Here is a 25622-nt window from a genome sequence, read left to right as displayed (position 1 = left end):
GCATCGCACCATTCCTCATACTGCCCTCGCCCATATCATGACCCGCACCAGCCTGACCCAACTCGAAGCCCGCGATGCGTTCATCGCCCGCCACATCGGCCCTGACGCCGCCGAACAGGAAGCCATGCTGTCGGTACTCGGCTACGCCTCGCGCGCAGCCCTGATCGACGCCCTGGTCCCCTCCAACATCCGCAACAAAGGCGCACTGCCGCTGGGCGCGTATTCGCAGCCGATGCCGGAACAGGAAGCGCTGTCCAAGCTGAAAAAAATCGCCTCGAAGAACAAGGTGCTCAAGTCGCTGATCGGCCAGGGCTACTACAACACCGTCACGCCTGGCGTGGTGCTGCGTAACATCTTCGAAAACCCGGCCTGGTACACCGCCTACACCCCGTACCAGCCGGAGATTTCGCAAGGCCGCCTGGAAGCGATCCTGAACTTCCAGCAGACCATCACCGACCTGACCGGCATGGGCATCGCCAACGCCTCGATGCTGGACGAAGGCACGGCCGCCGCTGAAGCGATGACGCTGATCCAGCGCGTGGGCAAATCGAAATCGACGGTGTTCTACGTGGCCGACGACGTGCTGCCGCAAACCCGCGAAGTGATCGAGACCCGCGCCAAGCCGCTGGGCATCGAAGTGAAGACCTTCCACCCGGCCGAACTGTCGGCAGTGGGCGAGTGCTTCGGCGTGCTGCTGCAATACCCGGGCGTGAACGGCGTGGTGCGCGATTACAAGGCCGGCGTTGAAGCCATCAAGGCCAAGGGCGCGATGGTGGTCGTCGCCGCCGACCTGCTGGCGCTGACCATGTTGACGCCTCCGGGCGAATGGGGCGCGGACGTGGTGGTTGGTAACAGCCAGCGCTTCGGCGTACCGCTGGGCTTCGGCGGCCCGCACGCAGGCTACCTGTCGACCCGCGATGAATTCAAGCGCAGCATGTCCGGCCGCCTGGTCGGCGTCACCATCGACGCCCAAGGCAACAAGGCCTACCGCCTGGCGCTGCAAACCCGCGAGCAGCACATCCGCCGCGAAAAAGCCACGTCGAACATCTGCACCGCGCAGGTGCTGCTGGCCGTGATGGCGTCGATGTACGCCGTCTACCACGGCCCGAAAGGCCTGCTGCAGATCGCCCAGCGCGTGCACCGCTACACCGGCGTGCTGGCCGCCAACCTGAAGACGCTGGGCTACACCGTCATCAACGACAGCTTCTTCGACACGCTGACCGTGGCCGTCAAGAGCGCCGAACAGCTGCATGCATCGGCCCACTCGCACGGCGTCAACCTGCGCGTGATCGACGCCACCCACGTCGGCGTATCGCTGGACGAGACCACCAGCCGCGAAGACATCGCGCTGTTGTGGACCGTGTTCGCGCATCCGGTCGGCGGCCCTGCCCATGGCCCGGACTTCGATGGCGTGGAAGCTGCCGTTGCAGAAGCCTTCCCGGCATCGCTGTCGCGCACCAGCGCCTACCTGAGCCACCCGGTGTTCAACCGCTACCACTCCGAAACCGAAATGCTGCGCTACCTGCGCAGCCTGGCGGACAAGGACCTGGCGCTGGACCGCACCATGATCCCACTGGGTTCGTGCACCATGAAGCTGAACGCGACGTCCGAGATGATCCCGGTCACCTGGCCGGAGTTCTCCAACATCCACCCGTTCGCACCGGACGCGCAAACCGTCGGCTACCGCGAAATGATCTCGCAGCTGGAAGAGATGTTGTGCGCGCTGACCGGCTACGCCGCCGTCTCGCTGCAGCCTAACGCCGGTTCGCAGGGCGAGTACGCCGGCCTGCTGGTGATCCAGGCTTACCACCAGTCGCGTGGCGAAGGCCATCGCAACATCTGCCTGATTCCATCGTCGGCGCACGGCACCAACCCGGCATCGGCCAACATGGTCGGCATGCAGGTGGTGGTCACCGCCTGCGACGCCAGCGGCAACGTCGACCTGGCCGATCTGAAAGCGAAAGCCGAACAGCACTCGAAGAACCTGGCCTGCGTGATGGTGACCTACCCATCGACCCACGGCGTGTTCGAAGAAGGCATCCAGGAACTGTGCGAAATCGTCCATGGCCACGGCGGCCAGGTCTACATCGACGGCGCCAACATGAACGCGCTGGTTGGCGTAGCGGCTCCGGGTTCGTTCGGCGGCGACGTCTCGCACCTGAACCTGCACAAGACCTTCTGCATTCCTCACGGTGGTGGCGGTCCTGGCGTCGGTCCTATCGGCGTCGGCGCGCACCTGGCGAAGTTCCTGCCTAACCAGCGTTCGAACGGCTACATCCGCGACAACGCCGGCATCGGTGCGGTCAGCGCCGCGCCATACGGTTCGGCCAGCATCCTGCCGATTTCGTGGATGTACATCGCGATGATGGGCGCGGAAGGCCTGACCGCCGCGACCGAAACCGCGATCCTGAACGCCAACTACATCGCGCGCCGTTTGTCGCCGCACTTCCCTGTGCTGTACTCGGGCCACGACGGCCTGGTGGCGCACGAGTGCATCATCGACCTGCGTCCGCTGCAGGATGCCACCGGCATCAGCAACGAAGACGTGGCCAAGCGCCTGATGGACTTCGGCTTCCACGCGCCGACCATGAGCTTCCCGGTACCGGGCACGCTGATGATCGAGCCGACCGAGAGCGAATCGAAGGTCGAGATGGACCGCTTCATCGATGCGATGATCGCCATCCGCGGCGAGATCGCCAAGGTTGAAAGCGGCGAGTTCGACAAGCTGGACAACCCGCTCAAGTTCGCGCCGCACACCGCCGAGGTGCTGACCGCCGACCAGTGGGAGCGCAAGTACAGCCGCGAAGTGGCGGCCTACCCTGTGCCGTCGCTGCGCAAGCAGAAGTACTGGCCGCCGGTCGGCCGCGCCGACAACGTCTACGGCGACCGTAACCTGTTCTGCGGCTGCGCGCCGATGAGCGACTACGAGTAATTGACGGGTCATTGACGAGACACGCGGTTCGCCGCGCCATCTGCGAAACGCAGGCGAACCCAACGGTTCGGCCTGCGTTTTTTTATGCCCGATAAGTTTTTATCGCATGTGATTGACTCCATTTCACATGTCAGATATTCTTTACACATGAAATCGAAAACGCCTCCTAACGGAGATCAATTGCTGAGCATGCTCGCGGCGCTGTCCAACCCGCACCGCCTGCGCATCATTGCCATGCTGAAGTCCAGCGGACGCAATTATGTGAGCCAGCTGGCGCGCGAGCTGGGTATCAGCCGCCCCTTACTGCATCTGCATTTGCAGAAGCTGGAGGATGCCGGCCTGGTCGCCAGCGTGATGGAACTGTCGGCGGACGGCAAGGCGCTGAACTATTTTGACGTAACCAACTTCGACTTCCAACTGACTCCGGCGGCGATCGCCGAAGCGGCCAAGTCGCTGTCCACCAACCCTGAATAATCGAGACAATTATGGACGAAAATGTATATCTGTTGACGATCGGCCTGCCGCTGCTGGCGATCGTGGTGGTTGCGGCGATGCGCCACTTTTCGGCCATCCAGCAGGCCAGGCTGCGCTTTTCCCATGAAGAAGCGTATCGTGTGATCGCCGAAAAGGCCGTCGCGGCGCACACCGAGGCCGCTGCCTCGCTGGCGTCCATGGATGCCACCTTGTCCGAGTTGAAATCGCGCGTTACGGCAATCGAGAAGATCCTGAAAGAAGTCGAGTAATCCCCTGCCAACACCACCTGGAGCCTCCAATGAACGAAGTTTCACTAGTACGTCTGTATATGCTGAGAGCTGTATATCTGATTATCGCCGTGGGACTGGGCATGCTGGTGTGGCCAGGCGTGATCCATCACGACAAGCCGTGGAGTTTGTGGCCGGGCGTGGTCAACTGCATGCTGGCGGCGTTCGGGGCGCTGTGCGCGCTGGGCGTGCGCTATCCCCTGCAGATGCTGCCGGTGCTGCTGTGGGAGCTGACGTGGAAAACCATCTGGATGCTGGTGGTCGCCCTGCCCGCATGGCGCTCGGGCACGATGGATGAAGGCACGATGGAAGTCCTGATGCAATGCACGGTGGTGGTGATCATCCCGATCGCCATGCCATGGGGTTACGTCATCAAGAAATACCTGCGACAGTCCGGCGACCGCTGGTCCAGCACGCAGCCCGGCATCCGTCAAGGAGCCTAAGCCTTCCGCGCGCCCCATCCTGCGGCGTCCTATTTGTGCGCAATAAACATTTGGGCTTCCGTCGCATCGTGGCTCACCAGCTTATCGCCAAACCACATGTGGTAGCCGGTCGGCGTGCGCTCGTAGTGCAAGACACTCGGTGGGAGAATGAGCTGGCAAGGCAAGCGCTCATCGAGTTCCGATAAGCTGGCAGGATAACGTCCGAGCGAAGCACGATATCTTGCCAACGCCACCCGCGCCTCCTCCCCACGTTCGTAGCATTCGTTTTGAGCATATATTCCCTCGACGGCGCCACCGATCCATACCCCGATAGAAACGAACAAAATCGCGAACGGCGCGAGCAAAGCACTCCATTTCCGCCAGCCCCACAGCATGAACGGCAGAATAACCGCCGCAGGCAGTCCCGCAAGCAAGCCATTGATGGAAACCAATTCGGTATTGTGTTCGCCGAGCCAGTAGCTCACTAGCAAAGTGACCATCACGAGCAGCGTGATGAACGTCCAGCGGCGACTCAATTGCGCACCGACGCCAGGCGCAGGCGCACCACGCGGGGCGAGCCGTCGGGCAGTTTGGGGGGCGGCTCCATGCCCTCGTCCAGTTTGAACATCGCCACCGCCTCCGATAGATTGACCGCCTGCCGCTGCAAGCTCGATGCCGCGCTGGCGGCTTGCTCCACCAGCGCCAGCTTCTGCTGCGTCACCTGGTCCATCTCGACGATGGCCTGATGCATGCCCTGCAAGCCCTGCGCCTGCACCGCGCTGGCGGTGCTGACCTGGTCGATGATATCCCCCACCTGCTGCACCGACGCCACGATCTCCGCCATGCTGCTGCCGGCTTCCTCCACCGAGCGGCTGCCGCCCTCGATCTCCGCCACCGACTCGGCGATCAAGGCCTTGATCTCCTGCGCCGCCGTGGCCGAACGCTGCGCCAGCGTGCGCACCTCGCCCGCCACCTGCGCGAAACCCTCGCCATGCTCACCCGCGCGCGCCGCCTCCACCGCCGCGTTCAAGGCCAGCAGATTGGTCTGGAAGGCGATGCCGTCGATCACGCCGACGATCTCCACCACCTTGCGCGAGCTGCCGCGGATCGCCGCCATCGTCACCACCAGCCGCTGCACCACGCTGCCGCCGCGCACCGCGAAGTTGGTGGCGCAGCGCGCCAGCTGATTGGCCAGTTGCGCGTTGTTGGCGGTCTGGGTCACGGTGGCGCTCAGCTCCTGCATCGAGCTGCTGGCTTCCTCCAGCGTGCTGGCCTGCGCCTCGGTGCGCTGGGTCAGGTCGACATTGCCCTGCGCGATCTCGCGCGAGGCTGTGTCGATCGACTGCGCCGACGCCAGGATGGTCTTGAGCGTGGTGTTCAAGTTGCGGATGCTGGTGTCCAGCGCGCGCGAGGTCTCGGCGATTTCGTCCTTGCCGTAGACCCGGTTCTTCACCGTCAGATTGCCCTCGGCCAGGTCGATGGCGGCCGCGCCGATTTCGCTCACTTCCTTCAACATCGCCCGCCGCACTGCCATCGTCACCAGCAGCGACAGCGTGATCGACAGCACCACCACCGCCGGCATCACGGTCGACAGCGTCCTGAATTCGGCCTCGGCGTCGTTGTAGGCGCGCGCGCTGAGCGCCTGCTCCAGCCGCGACAACTCCTCCAGCCGCCGCGCCACCACGTCGAACGCCCGCTCGGCCTTGGACATGGCGTTGGTCGCCATCGATTGATCGGCCATGCTCAACTCGATGACGTCGCCGATCGCCTTCACATACAGCGTATGCGCCGCCTGCGATTGGGCGACGAAGCGGCGCTCGGCCGGATCGCCCTGGGTCGCCATCTCCAGCTGCGCGAACTGGCGGTCCAGCGCGGCGTGGCGGGCGTGGATGTCGCGCACCAGCGCATCGATGCGCGCCGGCGAGAAGCTGGCGTTGATCCAGGTGAGCAGCTGGTAGATCTCGGTATGCGCGCGGTTGGCGCCCGCCACCAGGTCGGCGGCCGCCTTGAGCCGCACGGCACGTTGCTGCACCAGGTCGTCCAGCCGGTGGTTTTGCCGCACCAAGCCGACGAAGGCGCCGGCCGACAGCGCGATCAGCAGGATCAGCACCACCCCAGGCGCCAGCAGCAGCTTGGGCCCTATCCGCAGTTTGCTGAGCATGTCCACGGCTTAGTGCTTGTAGATGCCGGCTTCCAGCGAGACGTCACCGACCCGCAGCACATAGGTGCTCTTGGCCTCCACCTTGCCCGTCTGCGGATTGCGGAACTTGTAGTCGACCCAGCCGGAGCCCTTGCCCCTGGCCAGCGCCAGCATCTCCTGGCGGAACGGCTTGCCGTCGGCGTCCGGCACGTCCAGCAGGTTCTTGCCGATCAGCGCCGTGGTCGGATGGGCGACGGTGATGCCCTCCAGGTCGCGCATGGCCAGGTACAGGGTACCCTGGTTGAATTCCGGGTCCTTGTGGTTGATGCGGACGATCATCTCGGCCTTGCCGTGCGCGCGCATGAACTGCGCACCCTTCTCGGCCAGCGCGACCGCATCTTTCTCATTGGGGGCGGCGTGCACGCACACAGAACTCAACAACATGGCAATACCGAATAAAGCGCGCATGATTCACTCCGGCAGGTAAGATGTTGTAATCTACGCCGCATGCAACGGCGCAATCTTGCGCTTAGTCAAGGCCAACCACAGGACGTTCATGAAAGCATCGATCAAGGCAGCGCTCATCTCGGCGTTGGTGTTTCCCGGACTGGGCCACCTGTTCCTGCGCCGCGGCATGCGCGGCCTGCTGTTCATCGTGCCGGCGCTGCTGGCGGCCGGCTACCTGCTGCGCACCACGCTGGCCTTGGCCGCTACCCTGGTCGACGACATCAACAGCGGCACGCTGCCGCTGGACCCGCTGCTGATCGTCGAGCGCGTGCACAGCTCCGGCATCGACAACCCGGCCACCAACCTGGCGGCGCTGGTCTGCATCGTCTGCTGGATCGGCTCGGTGCTCGACGCGCTGTGGCTGGGACGCCACCGCTAGCGGCGCGCAAGGGGGTACAATCGGCCGGCGCCCTCCCGCGCCGCCACTGACCTGAAAGGATGCGCCATGCCCCCTGTCTCGTTCGCCCGCCACGCCCTGCCCGCCATCGCCGCCCTGCTGCTTGCCGTGGGCAGCGGCGCCGCCCAAGCTCAAGCCTCCGCCATCCACCGCACCGTGGTCAAGAAAGCCGACGTCTCGGTGCCCGGCCGCGAGGCGGTCGTCGCCCGGGTCGAACTGGACGCCGGCGCCACCGCCGGCCGCCACTCGCATCCCGGCGACGAGATCAGCTACGTGCTGGAAGGCGAAGGTGAGTTGCGCATCGACGGCGAAGACCCGCGCCGGGTCAAGGCCGGCGAAGCCTTCGTGATCCCGGCCGGCACCATCCACGACGCCATCAACGTCGGCAACGGTCCGCTCAAGCTGGTCGGCGTGTACGTGGTCGAGAAAGGCAAGCCGCTGGCCACGCCGGCCAAATAGTGTCATCACGATTTCATCTGCGGGCGTTAGAGTGGCAATCTACGCCTTCGTTGAAACTGAGTTCCGATGACCTTTGCGCCACTCCAGGCCTGTGCCGCCGCTTGCGTGCTCGCCAGCCTGCTGGCTTGCCCCGCCGCCCACGCCGGCCGTCCGATGACGGTCGACGACGCCGCCATCGCCGCCCCCGGAACATGCCAGCTGGAGACTTACGTTCTGCGCGCCGAGCACCTGGCCGAATACTGGGCCACGCCAGCCTGCAACGTCGGCGGCGCCTGGGAACTGGCGGTCGGCGGCGCCTGGGCCGACGATAGCTCCGGCCCGCGCAGCCAGACCACGCATCACTTCCGGCTGCAGGCCAAGACCGTGTTCAAGCCACTCGAGACCAACGGCTGGGGCCTGGGCCTGGTGCTGGCCGACCAGTTCCGCGCCGGCCGCAGCGGCGATGGCGACTTGTCGCTTAACGTGCCGCTCAGCCTATCGCTGCGCGACGACGCCGTGCTACTGCATGTGAACGCCGGCATCATGCATGCGGAGACCGGCCGCCAGCACCATGCCACCTGGGGTAGCGGCGCCCAGTTCCGGCTGGACGAACGCCACAGCCTGACGGCCGAAGTCTACGGCCGCCAGCACAGCGGCTCGCGCTTCCAGTTCGGCATCGCCCGCGCGCTGATCCCGGACCGCTGGCAGATCGACGCCACCTGGGGCCGGCGCCTGACGCGCGGCGGCGGCGAAGCGATGGTCACGCTGGGACTGGTGCTCCAGTCCCGTTAGCCGGCTGGCGTCAGGCCAGCAGCCGGCCGGCCGGCAACACCGCCGGCAGCGCCATCAGGCGTAGCCAACGCCAGCGCAACACCAGCAAGGTCACCAGCAAGACGGCGCCGCCGATCCAGAACAGCGGCAACTGCGGAAAGTCGTTCTCCACCGCCAGCGCGACCAGATAGGCCAGCATCGATACAAACGTCCAGGCCAGCGTCGTCATCTGGGTGTGCGACGCCGGCGTGGCCGCGTAGTCACGCAGCAGGACGCAGGAAAACGGCAGCAGCAGCGCCGCCAACAAGAAGGTGGAGCCGTAGATCCTCGGCGCGCCAAGCAACAGCATGTCGACCAGGAAGGCGACGCTGCAGGCCAGCAGCCACACGCGCAGGAAACGCGCCAGCAAGGCGGCGCCCAGCATGCGGTTGACCTGTGCCGCGCCGGGCGCGCCCGGCGCCAGGAAGAACAGCGCCTGCTCCGCGCCGTGACGGCTGGCGCTCTTGAGCAGGTCGGCCGCGTACAACACCACCGCCACCAGCAGGCAAATCTGCATGACGAAGGTGCGCATCATATCCCGCACGGCGGGCGTATCGCCGCCGGCGTACAGCACCACGCCCGCGGCCACCGCCGTCACCAGCAACAGATAAACCAGATAGCCGCCCTCATACGCGGTCGGGCCCAGTGTGTGCATCAGCATGCGCGCCGGCGCGGTGCCGCGCTGGCTGTCGCGGCGCAGCGTGGCGCTGTAACCGAAGCGCAGCAACATGCTGAAACGGTTGCGGGCGCCGGCATCCTCCCGTTTCAGCAGGTCGCCCTGGAAGCGCCGTAACAGCGCCGCGTGGCGCGCATGCCAGGCCCAGTGCCGGTCGCCGCCGCGTGGAAACAGCAGCTGTATGCCGGCCGCGCCCAGCGCGGCCACGGCGATCAGGCCCATGCCCGCCAGCGCCGGCTCGCCCAACACGGCCAGGCTTGGCCACAGCGCCGCCAACCTGGCCTTCAGCGACAACGAGCCGAAGATGATCACTGCGGGCAGGAACGCCAGCACCGTGTAGCGCTGCGCGTACAGCATGTAGCAGAAAAAGGCCCCGGCGCCGACCAGCGCATAGCCAAAATGCCCGAACACCGCCGCCGCCATCGCCGCCACCGCCAGCGCGCATGCCGCGAACAGCGCCACGGTCAGCACGATCAGCCGCCGCCGCAGCTGTGGCACCAGGCAGGCGTTGGTCGGGTGATTTTGCCGCACGGCGCTTTTCAGGTACTCGCCACTCCACATCACGATCAGCATCGCCGCCATGCCGAGCGGCGCCTGCCACGCCAGCTCCATGTGCGAACGCAGGCTCAATACCAGCAGCGCCACCACCAAAGCGCCCAGTCCCAGCAAGGCGCTGATGCGCACCATCATGCGGTTGGCGCAGCGGTCGCGCACCACCTGCAGCAGCAGTTGTGCATAGGCGCCGTTCATTTGGTCACCTCGACGAACAAGTCTTCCAGGCTCAGGGTCTCCACCCGCAGGTCCGGGCCGGCCCGCAGCTCGGCCGCCTCCTGCCCGCTCAGGCGCGCCAGGATGCTGACGCCGCCGCTGCGGTCCTGCTGGCGGCGGATCTCGTCGCGGAACTGCAGGCGCGCCAGCGCCGCCGCCGAGCCGGTGATGCGGTGCGCGCTTTCCAGCAGCTCGTCGAGCGGCGCCTGCAGCGTGATCTTGCCGCCCTGGAGAAAGGCCACGTCCAGCGCCACCCGTTCCAGGTCCGACAGGATGTGGGTGGAGAAGACCACCGTCGTATCGCATTCGATCACGCCGTCCACCAGCTCGTGCAGGAAATCGCGGCGGCCGACCGGATCGAGGCTGGCCACCGGCTCGTCCAGCACCAGCAGCCTGGGGTCGTGCGCCAGCGCGCGGATGATGGACAGGCGCTGCTTCTCGCCGCCGGACAGGCGGCCGATCTGCTGGTGGCGCGCCGCGCCGGCGAAGCCCCAGCGCTCCAGCAGGCCGGCCACTTTGTCGGCGTTCCAGTGCGGGTACAGGGCCTTGAAGTAGTCCAGCATCTGCACCGGCGTCAGCCACTCGAACAGTTCCGACTTCTGCGGCACGTAGCCGATCCAGGCGCGCGCCTGGTCGCCCAGCTGCGTGGCGGGCTGGCCGAACAGCGTGCTGGCGCCGGCATCGGCTTCGCGCAGGCCGAGCAGGCATTCGAGCAGGGTCGATTTGCCGGCGCCGTTGCGGCCCAGCAGGCCGATCACCTTGCCGGGCGCGATGTCCCAAGTCACCCCCTGCAACACCTGCTGGCCGCCGAAGGATTTATGCAGGTTGGCGACATTGACGATCGATGGATTCATGGTTCTTCCTTGAGGATTTTATTGAACAGGGCAAGTACGGCATCGGGATCAAGCTCCAGCTGGCGCGCCTCCTCGGCGGCCCGTTCCAGCGTGGGCCGCAACAGGGCCTCGCGTTCACGGGCGCTGTGCGCCCCGCGCTCGGCCACCAGCATGCCGATGCCGCGGCTGCGCGACAGCAGGCCTTCGGTCTCCATCATGTTGTAGGCCTTGGACACGGTCATCGGATTGACCGCCAGCGCCAGCGCCACCTCGCGCACCGACGGCAGCACGTCGCCCGGCGCCAGCACGCGGGCGGCCAGCAGGCGGCGGGTCTGCTCGATCAGCTGGCGATAGATCGGCTCGGACGAGCCGGTCGCAATCGAGTACAGGGAGGCGGAGTGGGAGGTCATCGCTTTGTATCGGTGTATTAGTTGACTAATACATTATGCCGAAAAACGCCCCGTGTCAAACAAAATCGGAGGAAAAAAAACGCCGGTGCAGGACGCACCGGCGCTATGCGGCGTGCTTACACCAGCTTGGCCGAGTGCTCGCGGGTGGCGTGGAATTGCAGCTTGGGCCAGCGTTCCTGCGTCAGGCGCAGGTTGACGCCGGAGGTGGCCAGGTAGGCCAGGTTGCCGGCGGCGTCGTAGGCGACGTTGTGGCCCAAGGCGTCCTCAAAGTCCGACAGCGCCTTCTTGTCGTCGCTGGACACCCAGCGCGCGCTGCTGATGCTGGTGCCTTCAAACACCGCGTCGACGCCGTACTCGTTCATCAACCGGCTGGCGACCACTTCGAACTGCAGCACGCCGACCGCGCCCAGTACCAGCTCGCCGCCCTGCACCGGCTTGAAGACCTGCACCGCGCCCTCCTCGCCCAGCTGCTGCAAGCCTTTGTGCAGCTGCTTGATCTTCAGCGGGTTACGGATGCGCACCGAGCGGAAGAAGTCCGGCGCGAAGTAAGGAATGCCGGTGAAGGTCAGCAGCTCGCCCTCGGAGAACGAGTCGCCGATCTGCATATTGCCGTGGTTGGGCAGGCCGATGATGTCGCCGGCGTACGCCTCTTCCACCTGCTCGCGCGAGGACGCCATGAACGTCACCACCGACGACACCTTGATCTCGCGGCCCAGGCGCAAATGCTTGACCTTCATGCCGCGCTCGAAACGGCCGGAGCACACGCGCAGGAAGGCGATGCGGTCGCGGTGGGCCGGGTCCATATTGGCCTGGATCTTGAACACGAAACCGGTGAACGGTTCTTCCTTCGGATCGACCGAACGCACGGTGGCGTCGCGCTCGCGCGGGGCCGGGGCCCAGTCGACCAGCGCCGACAGGATCTCGCGCACGCCGAAGTTGTTGATCGCCGAACCGAAGAACACCGGCGTCTGCACGCCGGCCAGGAACTGCTCCAGGTCGAACGGATGCGAGGCGCCGTGCACCAGCTCCACTTCCATCTTCAGCTGGTCCATCTCCAGTGGGAACATCTCGACCAGGCGCGGATTGTCGATGCCCTTGATGATCTCGAAGGCGCCGTCGGCCTTTTCCTCGCCGGCCTTGAACAGCATGATGGTGTCGTTGAGCAGGTGGTACACGCCGCGGAAGTTCTTGCCCATGCCGATAGGCCAGGTCACCGGTGCGCACTGGATCTTCAGCACCGATTCCAGCTCGTCGAGCAGCTCCAGCGGATCGCGGGTCTCGCGGTCCATCTTGTTCATGAAGGTGACGATCGGCGTGTTGCGCATGCGGCAGACGTCGAGCAGCTTGATGGTCTGCGCTTCCACGCCCTTGGCGGCGTCGATCACCATCAGCGCCGAGTCGACCGCCGTCAGCACGCGGTAGGTGTCTTCCGAGAAGTCCTGGTGGCCGGGGGTGTCGAGCAGGTTGACCACGTGGTCGCGGAACTCGAACTGCATCACCGACGAAGCGACGGAAATGCCGCGCTGCTTCTCGATTTCCATCCAGTCGGAGGTGGCGTGGCGGCCGCTCTTGCGCGCCTTGACCGTGCCGGCCATCTGGATCGCGCCCGAGAACAGCAGCAGTTTTTCCGTCAGCGTGGTCTTACCGGCATCCGGGTGGGAAATGATGCCGAAGGTGCGGCGGCGCTGGACTTCACGTGCGATCAGGGCCGGGGTCCTGGCGTTGGCCGTGGCGCCGGCGTCGTCGTTATTCTCGGGTGTTACGTTTTCGATATCGTTGACCATTTGTTCGCGATCTGAGGCGGGGCTGCAAAACCCTCGATTTTACCGATAGTTGGCCCCGCCGTGTGAACTGTTTGCCAGCATCTCCCCTGCTTTACTCCCCTTTCACCCTGCGCCAGCCCGTGCGGTGGGCGTCGGCCGAGATCTGCTCGGACAGCGGCGAGGTCTTGTTGGTGCCGTCGGCCAGGGTGGTGATCATCTTCAGCTGGCCGTTCGGCAGGCGGATGATGATGAAACCGACCGCCGCCGAGGTGTTCGACAGGGTCGCCCCCACCGGGTGGCCGCCGATCGCCTGGCCGTTGCAGACGTTGACCTGGTACAGATTGCTGGAGCCGCCCACCGAACAGGCCGACGACGAGGACGGCATATTGGTCACCACATTGGCCACGCCGCTGACGATCTGCGGGTCCAGGTTCATGCGTTCGCCGGCGTTGACCGACCAGTCGAAATACCAGCCGTCGCGCGACGTCAGGTCGACCGGGTTGCTGGTGATCTGGTAGGTGTTGACGTTGCTGCTGGAACCGAGCAGGCTGACGGTCTGCTTCACCATGCTCGAGCCGCGGATGTCGGCGATCAGCGAAGCGCTGTCCTTCAGCAGGTACAGGCTCTGCACCGAGGTGTCGGAGGTATCGGGCACGTCCAGCAGGCGGCCGGTGCCGAACAGCACCACCCGCTTGCCGCTGGTGGTGGTGGTGGACACGCCGCCGACGGTGGTGGTGACCTGCACCGCGCACATGGTCACGTCCGGACGGGTGGTGATCGGCTTGTTGACGCCGGCGTTGCCCAGCATGCTGACCGAGATCGCGCCCGAGGACGCGCTCAGGTCGAAGCGCCACATCTGGCCCAGGTTGTCGCCGCCGTAGATGTACTGGATGCGCGGATCGGCGCCCGGATCGTCGCTGATGGCGGAAATCTTGGCCAGGCCGGACGGCGTGGTGGTGTCGCCCGAGCCGTTGCTGATCTTGCTGATCAGCTCGCCGGTGTAGGCGTCCAGCACGTAGAGGAAACCCTTGCCGCTGCCGGTGCCGACGCCGTCGGTGCCGGGCACGTTGTTGTAGCCGGAGGTCAGGAACACCACCCAGCGGCCGTTGGCCAGGGTGCCGAACTGCGGATTGCCGAAGGTCAGGCCGAGGTCGCCGTCGCTGAGCGGGCAGACGGTGGCGTCGGCGCAGAATTCCCACAGCTGCTTGGGGTTGCTGGTATCGGTGATGTCGAGCGCGTAGTAGCCGCGGCCGCCGCCGTTCAGGCCGGCCACCAGCACGGTGCGCCAGCCCCCCGCCGCCTTGACGTCGGCCACTTCCGGCGAGCCGTCGGTGGTGAACTGGTGGTTGGTGCCGTAGGTGGTGCCGGCCAGCGCGTACAGCTTCTTCATCGTGATGCGCGGCACGTAGGCCCACAGCTCGTTGCCGGAGGCCGAGTCGAAGGCGTGCAGCATGCCGTCGTTGGCGGCGGTGAACACCGCGCCGCTGCGGTACTTGGCGCTGCTCGGATTGCCGTAGGTGTCCTTGAAGGTGGCATAGTCCGGGTCCGCGTAATCGTTGCGCGGGTCGCGCACGAAGGCCGGCTTGGACGAGGCGATATCGCCCAGCACGATGGGGATGGGCCCCGGCGCGCCGGCCGGGGTGTTGAGCGTCAGCGTGTAGGCGCGGAACAGGCTGTCGTCGGCATACTGCTGCTGGCCGCGCAGATAGTTGACCAGGTTGGTGCCGTCGTTGACCAGGGCCTTGTCGGCGGCCGACAGCAGCACGCATTGCGACAGCGCGGTGCACTTGTTGGCGAACCAGCTGCCAGCCGGCCCTTTCATGTGATCAAACAGGAAGGGATCCGGCGTGCTGGCGAGGGCGCCGCTGGTGTTGTACATGTAGATGGTGCGGGTGTCGCTGCTGTTGCCGACCTTTTTGCCCAGCGTGTCGCTGGTGGTCCAGGTGCTGGTGGTGCCGACGCTGCCGTCGGTGCTGTCGATCTTCTTGTCCGACAGTTCGCCGTACCACTTCACGGTGGTGAAGGTGTCGGAGAAGATATCGTTGTCGGTCAGCGTGATGTTCGGCGTCGACGTGGCGGCCGCGGCGGCCGCGCCGATGTGCACCTGCATATTCGACAGCGCCTCGCTCAGGCCGCCCACCACGTCTTTCGGGTCCTGGGCGCTGAAGTATTTGCCGTGGCCGTTGATGGCGGCGTGCCACAGGTCGTCGACCCGCTCCTGCACGGTGCTGGCGGCGTTGGTGACGTCCGGATCGGGCCAGACATAGGCGGCGCCGCTGTTCCACGGACAGCCGCTGGAGGCCGCCGTGATCAGGTTGTAGAAGTCGCCGCCGGTCTTGGGCGCGGTGTCGTAGTTCGGCTCATAGGTCATCACGCCGTCCACGCCCAGGCCCAGCGTGTAGGTGTTCATGTGCAGGTGGGTGTTCTCGCCGCCGGCCGCCGGCACCGAGCCGGGCTTGCTCATGTCCGGCTCCAGCGCCGGCCGCAGCGACACCGTGGTGGTGCTGGAGCCGCCGTTGTACCAGTGCAGCGCCACGTCCGAGATCGACGGCTGCGTCTGCGCCCGCGCGTCGACGCAGCCGCGCGCCTGGGTGCAGAAGCGCGCCGGGTTCTCGACGTTGTCGTTGTTGACCACGTTGGCGGTGGAGCTGCCGTTCCAGTAGCCGTCGGTGGTCAGTATCATGAAGTTCTGCTGGCACGGGTACTGCACCACTTCCTGCCCGGCCGCGTAGTTGTACGGCGTCAGGTTGCCGAACATGCGGCCGACGTTGTCCATCGCGGCGCGGATCGGCGTCGAGCCCGAGGTGGTGGTGTTGTACAGCGTGGTGTACCAGCTGGCGCGGGCGCTGCCGGTGAAGTCGGCCGGCTTGAGGTCGATGGCGGCGCTGGCGCCGGCGTTCGACAGCTTGACGTAGCCGACCTTGTAGTTGGCGGTGATGGCCGCGAACGCGATGCCGATCGAGGTCTTCATCATTTGCAGGCGGCTCTTGTAGTACACATACCAGTTGGCGAAGTTGTTCATCTCTTCGGCATAGGTGCAGGTGGTGCCGGCACAGTCGCTGCGGTCGGCGGCCTTCGGATAGGTCTGGCCGCTGACGATGTTGACCCGCACGAAGGGATTGGGCGCGCCGGAACCGGCCGTCAGCGCCGTGGTGCTGATGGGGATGGCGTCGTTGACGGCGGCCACGTAGCCGGTGGAGCCAGTCTTGATCCAGTTGACCGTGCCCTGGTTATCCATGGTGAAGGCGCTGAGGGCGCCGGTGTTGTCGGTCGAGGCCCAGTTCAGCAGGCAGACGCTGGTGGCGCTGTAGCCGGCCGGGCAGTTGCTGTTGTTGCCCAGGTAGGCCTTGATGGTGCCGGCGGTGCCGATCTTGGCGACCAGGGCCGCCGCGATCTGGGTCGGCGTCTGGCTCTTGCCCAGGCTCAGGTAAGTCGGGCTGCTGCCGGAGGTGGCGCCGACCAGCACGCTGCCGGCATAGCTGAGGCTTTTCAGGATGGCGGTCAGCGACGACGAGGTGGCCGTGCCGGTGAAGCTGACCACCGCCCTGGCCGGCGCGTAGGCCGTCACCGCGACGGTCGGCGCGGTCACCGCGATGCCCCAGCCGGCGCGCGAATTGTCCGAGAAGGTGATGCAGTTGGCGACGGCGACGCTGCCGGTGCAGCTGACCGGCAGCACCGCCACCAGGTTGTCGGCGCCGAGCGTGATGCCGAACACGCTGCAGGCGGGCACCGTGGGCTGGCCGGTCGGGGTCTTGACGCAGGCGTAGTACAGGCTGGTGGAGGCGGCGCCCTTGCCGACCGAGGTGGCGATGATGTTGGCGGCCAGCGCGCTGGCCAGCGTCTGCTGCTTGATCAGGCTGTTGGTGCCGGTGGCGGCGGTGACGGTGGCGTTGGTGACGGTGGTGCTGCCGTTGACCACCACGCTGGTGATGCCCAGCGAACCGGCCGTGGCCGAGGCGCCGATGGCGATGGTGCCGTAGGAGGCGGTGGCGCCGGCCGGCTTGGAATAGCCGGGGTAGATGAAAGCGCCCACGCGCTTGCCCTGGCACTGGGTCAGCAGCTTGTCGCTGCACCAGCGCACCTTGGCCGGCACCGGATAGCCGGACGGCGCGGTGGCGCCGACCGCGGTCGAGACGCAGGTCTTCATGCTGTCGTCGGTGCAGAACTGGCCGACGCCGATGGTGTAGTAGTACGGGCCGGTGGTGATGGCGGTGGCGGTCTGGTAGGTCGCGTCCGGGTAGGTGTAGCTGGCGGTGTTGAACTGGCAGGTGCCGCCCGAGCACCACTTCAGGTCCGGGAAGCCGGTCACCAGATTGATGTTGGCCGTCACCGTGTTGCCGGCCATATCGGCCTTGTGGGCGCCGAAGCCGTCGCCGCTGACCGAGGTCCAGTTGCTGGTGTTGGCGGCGTTCTGCTCCGGATAGTAGCTGCCGTCGGACTTGACCGGCACCAGGTAGCGGATCTGCGGATTGTAGTACTGCTTGTTGAAATCTGGACTCATGAACGGCGGGTGGCCGACCGCGCAGGCGGTGATGCCGGCCTGCAGCGTGGCGGCGCTGCGGCACAGGTTGTCGTTGACGTAGTCCGGCGTGTAGGTCTGGTCCATCGAGCCGGAATTATCGAACAGCAGCATCAGATTGGGCTTGACGGTGCCGGTGCCGGTGATGTTGAGCAGCGGCACCTGGGCGATCTGGGTGGTGCCGGCCAGCGCCGGCTGCCCCGCGACAAGGACAAGGGCCAGGCCGGCCAGCGTGGAAGTAAGCTTGTTCATGATGGTTCCATTCAAAAAGACGACGGCCTCACGGCCCTTTCATGACGACCGCTTGCGTGATCACATTGCCGCCGCGGGCGCCGACAATGCGCGCCGTCACCACGTAGTGCAGCTGCGGCTGGTCCTGGTAGTTCGGGCTGTCGGCGCGGCCGCTCTTGCCGTAGGGCTGGGGGGTGTTGGAATTCGGCCGCGCCGAGGTCAGCAGGCAACGGTTGTTCAGCGCGTTGAAGGCGCCGGCAAAGTCGCACAGCCGGTGGATCACATACTCGACCCGGTTGCCGGAGGCGTCGGCCGGCAAGATGACCGAGCCGGTCCAGAAGGCCGGGGTGCTGGCGGTCCAGGTCGGCGTCAGGGTGGCGACATAGCCGTTGGCCGGCTGGTTCACTTCCAGCAGCGAGGCGTTGGTCATCGAGCGCAGGAAGGCGAACGCGGTGTGGACCCCGAGGTCGGCCGCCTTGCTGAGCGACGCATCGTAGGCCAGGTTGGAGGTGGTCAGCGTGGTCGAGGTGCTGGACTTGAGCAGGTAGATGCTGCTGACCAGCATCACCGTCAGCATGATCAGCATGATGGGCAGCGCGATGCCGCGTTGTCGGGTGGGCAGGCGCATCATGGCCTCCATTGGGAATTACGGATCTGCACGATGGTCTCGAACACGCGGTAGCGATAGCACTGCCACGCCACGCTGTCGCCGGCCACCGCCACGTTGACCTGCACCGGCGCCGCCGCCACCCCGGCCGGGGCGACGCCGGCAAACACGGTGGGGCGCACGGTGGTGGCGCTGCACTGCCCTGCCGAGTTCGGCTTCTCGACGTTCTTGCTGCGCGCCACCACGGCGATGCGCACCGCGGCCACCCGCTGGAAATCGCCGGGACTGCCGACGATGGTATCGTGGTCGGCGTCGATCATGGTGCTGCTCCAGGTGGTGATCTGCATGCCGTCGGCGCCGGGGTTGGGGTCGTAGGGCTTGGGGCCGGGCAGGCGCGCGTCAAAGCCGTACTGGGCCTTGATGCTGACCACGTTGTCGGTGACCGAGACGCCGGCCAGCTCGGCCCCGGCCAGCTCGGTGGCGCGCAGCAGCAGCACGCCGTTGGCCACGCTCCAGGTGTGGAAATGCAGCAGCGCGGGCGAGCCGAGGTTGTAGATGTAGGCCAGGTTCTGCTTGTAGGGCGTGGCCAGGCCGGCCAGCGGATTGAACCGGTAGGGGCCGCCGGTGCCGACCAGGATGCCGGCGGCTTGGGGCGCAGCGGTAAAGCCCGACACCTGGAACAAGGTGCAGCGGCCGCTGCCGGGCGTCAGCGGCGCCATCACCACCACGTCGCCGTTGTTGAAGGCGTAGGGGCCCCTGCTGTCGATGGCGACGATGTTGCCGACGGTGTAGTCGGCGGTCAGCTTGGCCGAACCGGCGCCGGCCTGCGAGGTGCCGCTGTTGAAGGAGATCACGTCCGGATCGGCGCCGTTGGACTGGATCACCGCCGCCGCCAGCGGCGTGAAGTTGGCGCCGCCGCGCTGCGCGGTCGGCAGCACGTAGCCTTGGGCGTCGGCGAACACGGTGTCGCAGCCGGCCACCATCGGATCGTTCAGGCCCCAGCCCGCTTCGGTGGCGTCGCCGCTGAGCGAGAACAGCGCCAGCATGCCGTTCTGCATGCTGTCCGAACCGCCGACGGCGGCGTCCTTGTTCTTCTCGCCGCTGACGATCAGGCGGGTGGCGAACAGCAGCGCCAGCAGGCCGATCACCACGCTGACCATCAGTTCCACCAGCGAGAAGCCGCCACGGCGGCATGGGGTATGGGTGTTCATATCAGAGCGCGATGTAGGAAGTGACCAGGTGCTGGTTGAGGGCGTCGCCGGCCTTGCGTTTCCACTTGATGGAAATGTCCACCTGGACCCGCAGCTGCTGCGGCGCCACCACCACGCCGATGAGGGCGCCGGGGATCGCCGCCTTGGTCTCGTCCACCCAGGCCTGGGTGGCGGCGGTGGCCGCGCCGCCCTCGATGGCGCCGTAGTTCAGCAGGTTGTTGCTGTCGGCGTTCATGGTGCCCAGCAGCTTTTCCCCGGCCAGCGTGGCCTCGGCCCGCAGGCTGGCGTCCGACAGCGCCGAGTACGCGCGCGCCTGCAAGCCGATGGTGCCGAGCAGGCCGATGCCGAGGATGACGATGGCCAGCATCGCCTCCAGCAGCGCGATGCCGCCCTGGCGGCGCGCGGGCCGGCGGGTCCTGGAGGTGTGGGGGGTGGTTTTCATGGAGGACAAGCCCTGGTGTCGGTGGCGGGTAGCCGTGGATCGCACTTGCTGGCCATGCCGGCCAGCGTAATCGCCAGCGCCACCACCGGCACCTCGGCGGCGTACTTGGCGGCCGGGTCGAGGCGCAGACGGTTCAGGCGCGGGCCGAAGCGGGTATCGACCCAGCCGATCGGCGTGTAGTAGACCTGCGAACTGCCGGCCGGCTGGGTGGTCGGCAGCAGCACTTCCGAGTTGGGCAGCGCATCGGCCGCGCGGTACACCGACTTGTAGCCGGCCAGGCCTTCGGGATCGTTGGCGGCCGCCGCGTTGACCGTCGACCAGCCGGCTTCGGCCGCGCCGCACTGGGTGGCCGGCGAGACGAAGCAGATGTCGACCTGCCAGTCCATCTGGCCGCTGTTGACGTTGGGCGTCAGCGAAATGCGGCTGAAGCTGTTGTGCATCACGGCCTGGCGGCGCGCCAGGCTGAAGCCGTCGGCATAGAATTCGCTGGCGCTGCGGGCCCGGTTGCTGAGCAACCAGTTGCTGGCGTTGGGAATGCCGATCGCCAGCATGAAGGCGAAGATGGTCAGCGACAGCAGCAGCTCCAGCAGCGTGAGGCCACGCTGGCGGCGCCGGGCCGGCGGCTTTAGTTGGAACATGCGCCACCTTTATGGTCCACCCAGCACGAGGCGCTGACGCCCCAGCCGGCCGGACTGCCGGTGGTGGCGTGGGTGCCGCTCTGGTCGATGGTGTAGACGAAGCCGTTCATCTTGCCGATGCCGGTCGCCGTCAGCGTGTAGCTGGAGGCAGTGGCCCCGCTCAGCGCGTAGGTGAAGTTGGTGGTGTTGGGCGGGAAGTTGAGGGCGCCGTTGAAGCCGACATAGGTGCGGCTGTTCGACCAGAACTGCTCGGCCGAGGGTTGGGCGCCGCCGAGCGCGGTGAAGGCTTCGCTGAGGCGGCCGCGGATCACGTAATCGCTGTAGGCCGGGATCGCCACCGCCATCAAGATGCCGACGATGGCCACGGAGACCATGATCTCGATCAAGGTAAAGCCTTTTTGGACACGCTGCATGGCCCACTCCCGGTTGGTTTTCTGATGACTGGAGTGTAGCGGGCCAAGCTTGCATTTCCCTGAGGAAATGCTGACAAATTCCTGACAACGGCAAAAAGATGGAATTAACTAGCGAAAGTGCACGGAAAACAGCGCGCCCCGGCCGCCGGCCGCCTCGGCGACGGTCAGCGTGGCGCCGTGGACGGTGGCGATGTCGCGCACGATGGCCAGGCCCAGGCCGCTGCCGGTGGTCTGGTCGTCCAGCCGCACGTAGCGGCTGAACACCTGCTCGCGCTTGTGCGGCGGGATGCCGGGGCCGTTGTCCTCGACGGTCAGCCAGCCGCCCTCGCCGTCCGGCCGGCAGGCCACCGTCACCGTGCCGCGCGGCGGCGTGTAGCGGATGGCGTTGTCGATCAGGTTGTCGATCAGGTCGCGCAGCAGGAAGCGGTCGCCGACAATGGTGACCGGCTGCAAATCGAAGCCCAGGTCGATCGCCTTCAGCGTGGCCTGGTCGACAAAGGATTGGATCGCCACTTCCACCAGCGCGTCCAGCGCCACCGGTTCCAGCCGCGTCTTTTCAAAATGGCCGGGCTCGGCGCGGGCCAGGGCCAGCAGCTGGTTGGTCTTGCGTATCATGCGCTCGGTGGCCGACAGCATCAGCTTGAGCGATTGCGCGGTCTCCGGCTCGGCGTGGCGCGCGCCCAGCCATTCGAGCTGGGTCTTCAGGCCGGCCAGCGGCGTGCGCAGCTGGTGCGCGACATTGGCCAGGAACTCTTGGCGCGCGTGGGCGCCCTGGCTGACCTTGTCCAGCAGGCCGTTGAAGGCGGACACCACCGGTTCCAGTTCGTAGGGGACTTGCGCCGCCGCGATCGGTTCGAGGTCGTCGCCGTCGCGCGCGTTCAGGCCGGCGCGCAGGCGGTTCAGCGGCAACAGGCCGTTGCTGACCGAGAACCAGATCAGGCCGACGCAGCTCAGCGCCAACAGCGATTCCAGCAGCACCAGCGCGCGCACCACCGCCTGGCGGATCTGGGTGCGCTTGCGCAAGGTCTTGGCGACGCCGATGTAGGCCTGCAGCGGCGCGCCCGAGGCGGCCGGCAAGCTCAGGCGCAGCGCCACGCCGCGCACCGCTTCGTTGCGCAGGCCACTGTCGAAGGCCACGGCCGGCTTGCTGGCGCCGTCCGCCGGCGCGCGCGGCAAGGGCGGAAAATCGGCATCGCCGGCGATGGTGCGGCCGGCGGCGTCGCGCACGACAAAGTAGACGGCGTCGGTGTCATCGCTGCGCAGCACTTGCTCGGCCTGGCGCGGCAGGTCGATGCGCAGCTGGCCGCCGTCCGCGCCCAGGCGCGCGCCCAGCGCGGCGGCCGCGCCCGACAGACCCTGGTCGAACGCCAGCTGGGCCGGCAGCCAGGCCAGCATATAGGTCAGCGCGCCGCCGGCCAGGTTGATCAGCAGGATCGGGCCGATCAGCCACTTCAGCAGCCGCAGCCGGATGCTATGCATGCGCGGCCGGCGTCTGCTCCAGCATGTAGCCGAAGCCGCGGATGGTGCGGATCGAGACGCCGGCGTCGGCGATCTTCAGCCGCAGGCGCGAGATGTAGACCTCCACCGCGTTCAGGGTCAGGTCGTCGCCCCAGGGCAGGATGGCGTCGATGATCTGCTGCTTGGACACCACGCGCGCGCCGTGCTGCAACAGGTATTCCAGCACCGCCCACTCGCGCACCGACAGCTCGATGGTCTTGTCGCGCACGCGGGCGCGCTTGGCCGACATGTCCAGCACCAGGTCGCCCAGCGCCAGCACGGTGGGCTTGGGCGTGTTGCGGCGCGCCAGCGCGCGCAGCCGCGCGACCAGCTCGGCGGTGGCGAAGGGCTTGACCAGGTAATCGTCGGCGCCCAGCTCCAGGCCGCGCACCCGGTCCTCGATGGCGTCGCGCGCCGTCAGCAGCAGCACCGGCACCTGGCTGCCGCGCGCGCGCAGGCGCCGTACCACCTCGAAGCCGTCGATGCCGGGCAGGCCGATATCGAGCACCACCACCTCGGTGTGCTCGGCGCGCTGCAGCAGCGCGTCTGCCTGGGTGCCATTGCCGACCACCTCGACCGCCATGCCGTGGCCGCTCAGGACGCGGCTCAGGCCATCGGCCAGGACGGCGTCATCTTCCACCACAAGTACATGCATGTTCTGTGCGCCGTTCAAAGTCGATTTGTGCATTATGCACGCGCCCTCCAGAGAAAAATAGAGCTCGTGTAGGACCAGACCTACAAAGTGCCATGTTGCAAGCCTACATTTGTGCGTCCCCTCCTCTTATGTTCGCAATCTAACAAAGCCCCTACAGTTATGGCAACACTGAAGCAAGCCTTCGGTGCTCTTGTATAGCCAGATTGTGAGGAACAAAATGAACAACACCCAACTTAACGCAACCGACAAAACCACAGCGCCACGCATGACGGTGAAGTCGAAAGAATTCAAGGTTGCGTCACGGCCTGTTGTCAGCTACAGCGGCACCCTGCAGAACGAATTGCTGGCCGCACTCCCACGCGAGGTGCTGGAATCGCTGTTCGAACACCTGGAACTGGTGACCCTGCCTTTCGGCAAAGAATTGTTTGAATTCGGCGGCGCGATGGACTACGTGCACTTCCCGACCACCGCCATCGTCTCGCTGCTATATGTGATGGAAGACGGCGCCACCACCGAGATCGCCGTGGTAGGACATGAGGGCGTGGTCGGCGTGTCGCTGTTCGAAGGCGAGCGCGCCATGTGCAGCGCCGTGGTGCAGGCGGCCGGCTACGGCTACCGCATGAAGGCCCAGCATCTGCGCGACGCCTTCAACCAGGGCGGCGCCCTGCCCGCGCTGCTGATGCGCTACAACACCGCACTGTTCGCGCAGATGGCGCAGAACGCCGTCGGCGGCCGCCACAGCTCGATCGAACAAAAGCTGTGCCGCTGGCTGCTGGACCGCCTGGACCGCTCGCCATCGAACGAGTTGAAGGTCACGCAGGAAATGATTTCCATCATGCTGGGCGTGCGCCGCGAAAGCATCACCGCCGCCGCCGGCAAATTGCAGGACGACGGCCTGATCACCTACCGCCGCGGCAACATCACCGTGCTTGATCGCTCAGGCTTGGAGGCGTATGCGGGTGAGTGCTACAAGGTGGCGAAGACGGAATACGACCGTCTGCTGGTGGATGTAGCACGCTGCTAAGCACTTCGCTGATGGCCGGCGGCAACGTCGCCGTGCCGGCATCGGCGCGGCGCTCTTCGGTCGGTACGCGATTGCGCAGCGGAATGGAAACCTCAATACAAGTACCAGCATCATTACGGCCGCGGCGTATCGTCAGCGTGCCGCCCAACAGCAAGGCGCGTTCGCGCATCCCCAGCAAACCATGCGACATCGGCTTGACGATGGTGTTGGACGCGATGCCTATGCCGTCATCGATGATGCGCAGCATCAGGCCACCCGGACTCAGGCTCATGGTGACGGTGACGCGGCTGGCCTTGGCGTACTTGCGGATATTGGTCAACGATTCCTGCACGATGCGGAACAAGGCGATCGACAAGTCGCCCGACTGGCTGGCCGCGCCTTCGATATCGGCGTCGACGTCGCAATCGCAGCGCACCTTGGCCAGGCGGCTGAATTCATTGCAATAACTTTCAATGGCGGCGCACAGGCCCAGGTTGTCGAGCAGGCTAGGCCGCAGGTTCTCGACGATGCGGCGCTTCATTTCCACTGTTTCCACCAGCGTGGCGCGGGCGCGCTTGAGCTGGGCCGCCAGATCGGGATCGGTCCTCTGCAATTGCTGGGTGACGGCGGCGATGTCCATGGCGATCGAGGTCAGGTTGGCGCCCAGCTCGTCGTGCAGTTCGCGCGACAGCCTGACCTTCTCTTCCTCGCTGATGCTGATCAGGTGGCGCGACAGCACCGACAACTGCTCGGTACGCTGCTCGACCTGCGACTCCAGGTTTTCATTGGCGCTTTGCAGCGCGTGCTCGACCTGGGCGCGGTTGGCGAAACTGCGCCGCACCAATTGGTAGAACATGATCAGCACGACGATGGCCAGGGCGTTGATGCCCATGCCCAGCAGCACCGCCTTCTGGTATTCCTGGTAGAACGTGGCGCTGCGCGTGACCAGGGTTTCGTTCTGCTCCTGCTCCATGATCACCACTTGCAGGCGGATCTCGTCCATGCTGGCGCGGCCGTCGCTGAGCTTGGCGATCTTGACGATCTCCTCCAGCCCGCCCTCGCGGTAGACGTCGATGGCCTGGCTCATGATGGAGAGGCGGCGGCGCACCAGCGTGTGCAGTTGCGCCAGGTTCTTCAGCTGCGACGGGCTATCGGCCAGCAGCTTGTCCAGTTCTTTGAATTCGATCTCGGTTTCGGCCAGCGCGGTTTTGGTGGGTCCGAGGTAGGCATCGCGGCCGGACAGGAAATAGCCGCGCATGCTGCTTTCGGCATCGAGCACCAGCACGTTCAGGTATTGCAGGCGGTCGGCCACGCGCGCGGTCTGGCCCAGTTGCACCTGGGCGCCGCGCAGGGCTTGCAAATTGTGGAACAGGCTGAATCCGTTGACGATCAGCAGCAGCGCACAGGTCACGCACAAGACGGTCTTGTACAGCGGCAGGCGATGATGCGGCGCTGTTGCGACAGTGAAATACATCCTGACGAGTTTCCTTCACAAGGTTTAATCCGGGGCGGACATACGCCACACTAGCCGAATTATAGACCGATGAGG

24 protein-coding genes are annotated in these 25622 nt (G+C 66.0%); 8 read left to right on the top strand and 16 right to left on the bottom strand.

From position 1 onward, the window contains the following. Positions 1–37 precede the first annotated feature (37 nt). The 4 genes from gcvP (at position 38) to AC07OK_RS19375 (ending at position 4136) form a co-directional block, all read left to right on the top strand. Positions 38–2932, top strand: a complete 2895-nt coding sequence (gene gcvP, locus AC07OK_RS19390; protein ID WP_494691825.1) for an aminomethyl-transferring glycine dehydrogenase — start codon at positions 38–40, stop codon at positions 2930–2932. Positions 2933–3121: 189 nt separating this feature from the next. After that, positions 3122–3406: an ArsR/SmtB family transcription factor gene (locus tag AC07OK_RS19385; RefSeq protein ID WP_494691861.1), complete on the top strand. Its 285-nt coding sequence runs from the start codon at positions 3122–3124 to the stop codon at positions 3404–3406. Between the two features lie 11 nt (positions 3407–3417). Further along, on the top strand, positions 3418–3675 hold the full coding sequence (locus tag AC07OK_RS19380; RefSeq protein WP_494691824.1) for a hypothetical protein: 258 nt from the start codon (positions 3418–3420) through the stop codon (positions 3673–3675). A 59-nt stretch (positions 3676–3734) separates the two neighbouring features. Then, complete coding sequence (locus tag AC07OK_RS19375) at positions 3735–4136, top strand: hypothetical protein (protein WP_494691823.1); 402 nt, start codon at positions 3735–3737, stop codon at positions 4134–4136. A 29-nt stretch (positions 4137–4165) separates the two neighbouring features. Here AC07OK_RS19375 and AC07OK_RS19370 read toward each other — a convergent pair whose 3' ends face one another. From AC07OK_RS19370 to AC07OK_RS19360, 3 genes are read right to left on the bottom strand one after another with little or no spacing between them, the layout of a single operon-like run. Further along, positions 4166–4651: a hypothetical protein gene (locus tag AC07OK_RS19370; RefSeq protein WP_494691822.1), complete on the bottom strand. Its 486-nt coding sequence runs from the start codon at positions 4649–4651 to the stop codon at positions 4166–4168. Continuing rightward, the gene (locus AC07OK_RS19365; protein ID WP_494691821.1) at positions 4648–6276 is read right to left on the bottom strand and encodes a methyl-accepting chemotaxis protein; all 1629 of its coding nucleotides are present in this window, start codon (positions 6274–6276) and stop codon (positions 4648–4650) included. Before AC07OK_RS19365 ends, AC07OK_RS19370 begins: the two co-directional genes overlap by 4 nt. A 9-nt stretch (positions 6277–6285) precedes the next feature. Beyond that, entirely contained in the window at positions 6286–6723 is a 438-nt protein-coding gene (locus AC07OK_RS19360) for a cache domain-containing protein (protein ID WP_494691820.1), read from the bottom strand. A gap of 88 nt (positions 6724–6811) precedes the next feature. Here AC07OK_RS19360 and AC07OK_RS19355 point away from each other — a divergent pair, with 88 nt between their 5' ends. The 3 genes from AC07OK_RS19355 to AC07OK_RS19345 all read left to right on the top strand — a co-directional run bounded on the left by AC07OK_RS19355 (position 6812) and on the right by AC07OK_RS19345 (position 8389). After that, a complete protein-coding gene (locus AC07OK_RS19355) occupies positions 6812–7141 on the top strand; it encodes a hypothetical protein (protein WP_494691819.1) in 330 nt (109 codons plus the stop codon). Positions 7142–7207: 66 nt separating this feature from the next. Next, positions 7208–7618 (top strand): cupin domain-containing protein, encoded by a 411-nt coding sequence (locus AC07OK_RS19350; RefSeq protein WP_494691818.1) that lies wholly within the window; start codon positions 7208–7210, stop codon positions 7616–7618. 66 nt (positions 7619–7684) lie between these two features. Continuing rightward, on the top strand, positions 7685–8389 hold the full coding sequence (locus AC07OK_RS19345; protein WP_494691817.1) for a PA4824 family protein: 705 nt from the start codon (positions 7685–7687) through the stop codon (positions 8387–8389). A 10-nt stretch (positions 8390–8399) separates the two neighbouring features. On the opposite strand, the gene AC07OK_RS19340 is transcribed toward AC07OK_RS19345, so the two are convergent. The 12 genes from AC07OK_RS19340 to AC07OK_RS19285 form a co-directional block, all read right to left on the bottom strand. Beyond that, positions 8400–9833 (bottom strand): hypothetical protein, encoded by a 1434-nt coding sequence (locus AC07OK_RS19340; RefSeq protein ID WP_494691816.1) that lies wholly within the window; start codon positions 9831–9833, stop codon positions 8400–8402. Continuing rightward, a complete protein-coding gene (locus AC07OK_RS19335) occupies positions 9830–10705 on the bottom strand; it encodes an ABC transporter ATP-binding protein (protein ID WP_494691815.1) in 876 nt (291 codons plus the stop codon). The genes AC07OK_RS19340 and AC07OK_RS19335 overlap by 4 nt, the downstream gene beginning before the upstream one ends. Then, on the bottom strand, positions 10702–11094 hold the full coding sequence (locus AC07OK_RS19330) for a GntR family transcriptional regulator (protein ID WP_494691814.1): 393 nt from the start codon (positions 11092–11094) through the stop codon (positions 10702–10704). The genes AC07OK_RS19335 and AC07OK_RS19330 overlap by 4 nt, the downstream gene beginning before the upstream one ends. A 116-nt stretch (positions 11095–11210) precedes the next feature. Beyond that, positions 11211–12878 (bottom strand): peptide chain release factor 3, encoded by a 1668-nt coding sequence (locus AC07OK_RS19325; protein ID WP_494691813.1) that lies wholly within the window; start codon positions 12876–12878, stop codon positions 11211–11213. Between the two features lie 91 nt (positions 12879–12969). Then, positions 12970–17628: a pilus assembly protein gene (locus AC07OK_RS19320; protein WP_494691812.1), complete on the bottom strand. Its 4659-nt coding sequence runs from the start codon at positions 17626–17628 to the stop codon at positions 12970–12972. Between the two features lie 28 nt (positions 17629–17656). Next, positions 17657–18238: a pilus assembly PilX family protein gene (locus tag AC07OK_RS19315; RefSeq protein ID WP_494691811.1), complete on the bottom strand. Its 582-nt coding sequence runs from the start codon at positions 18236–18238 to the stop codon at positions 17657–17659. Continuing rightward, a complete protein-coding gene (locus AC07OK_RS19310) occupies positions 18235–19425 on the bottom strand; it encodes a PilW family protein (RefSeq protein WP_494691810.1) in 1191 nt (396 codons plus the stop codon). Before AC07OK_RS19310 ends, AC07OK_RS19315 begins: the two co-directional genes overlap by 4 nt. A gap of 1 nt (position 19426) precedes the next feature. After that, the gene (locus tag AC07OK_RS19305; protein WP_494691809.1) at positions 19427–19867 is read right to left on the bottom strand and encodes a type IV pilus modification PilV family protein; all 441 of its coding nucleotides are present in this window, start codon (positions 19865–19867) and stop codon (positions 19427–19429) included. Further along, complete coding sequence (locus tag AC07OK_RS19300; RefSeq protein WP_494691808.1) at positions 19864–20505, bottom strand: prepilin-type N-terminal cleavage/methylation domain-containing protein; 642 nt, start codon at positions 20503–20505, stop codon at positions 19864–19866. The genes AC07OK_RS19305 and AC07OK_RS19300 overlap by 4 nt, the downstream gene beginning before the upstream one ends. Beyond that, a complete protein-coding gene (locus tag AC07OK_RS19295; protein ID WP_494691807.1) occupies positions 20493–20918 on the bottom strand; it encodes a type IV pilin protein in 426 nt (141 codons plus the stop codon). The genes AC07OK_RS19300 and AC07OK_RS19295 overlap by 13 nt, the downstream gene beginning before the upstream one ends. A 108-nt stretch (positions 20919–21026) precedes the next feature. Continuing rightward, positions 21027–22397 carry a sensor histidine kinase gene (locus tag AC07OK_RS19290; RefSeq protein WP_494691806.1) on the bottom strand — a complete coding sequence of 457 codons (1371 nt, stop codon included), beginning with the start codon at positions 22395–22397 and terminating at the stop codon, positions 21027–21029. Beyond that, positions 22390–23070, bottom strand: coding sequence for a response regulator transcription factor (locus AC07OK_RS19285; protein ID WP_494691805.1), 681 nt, complete (start codon positions 23068–23070; stop codon positions 22390–22392). The genes AC07OK_RS19290 and AC07OK_RS19285 overlap by 8 nt, the downstream gene beginning before the upstream one ends. A 217-nt stretch (positions 23071–23287) precedes the next feature. Between AC07OK_RS19285 and AC07OK_RS19280 the strand changes: the two genes are divergently transcribed. Continuing rightward, positions 23288–24094 (top strand): Crp/Fnr family transcriptional regulator, encoded by an 807-nt coding sequence (locus AC07OK_RS19280; RefSeq protein WP_494691804.1) that lies wholly within the window; start codon positions 23288–23290, stop codon positions 24092–24094. Here the strand turns inward: AC07OK_RS19280 and AC07OK_RS19275 are convergent. Then, complete coding sequence (locus AC07OK_RS19275) at positions 23991–25547, bottom strand: CHASE3 domain-containing protein (protein WP_494691803.1); 1557 nt, start codon at positions 25545–25547, stop codon at positions 23991–23993. The two genes, AC07OK_RS19280 and AC07OK_RS19275, sit on opposite strands and share 104 nt — an antisense overlap. Positions 25548–25622 lie beyond the last annotated feature (75 nt).

Source organism: Duganella sp. GW821-FHT07G03 (genome assembly GCF_059418605.1).
The sequence above is the reverse complement of the archived record's forward strand: the minus strand, read 5'-3'. Positions and strand labels throughout refer to the sequence as shown.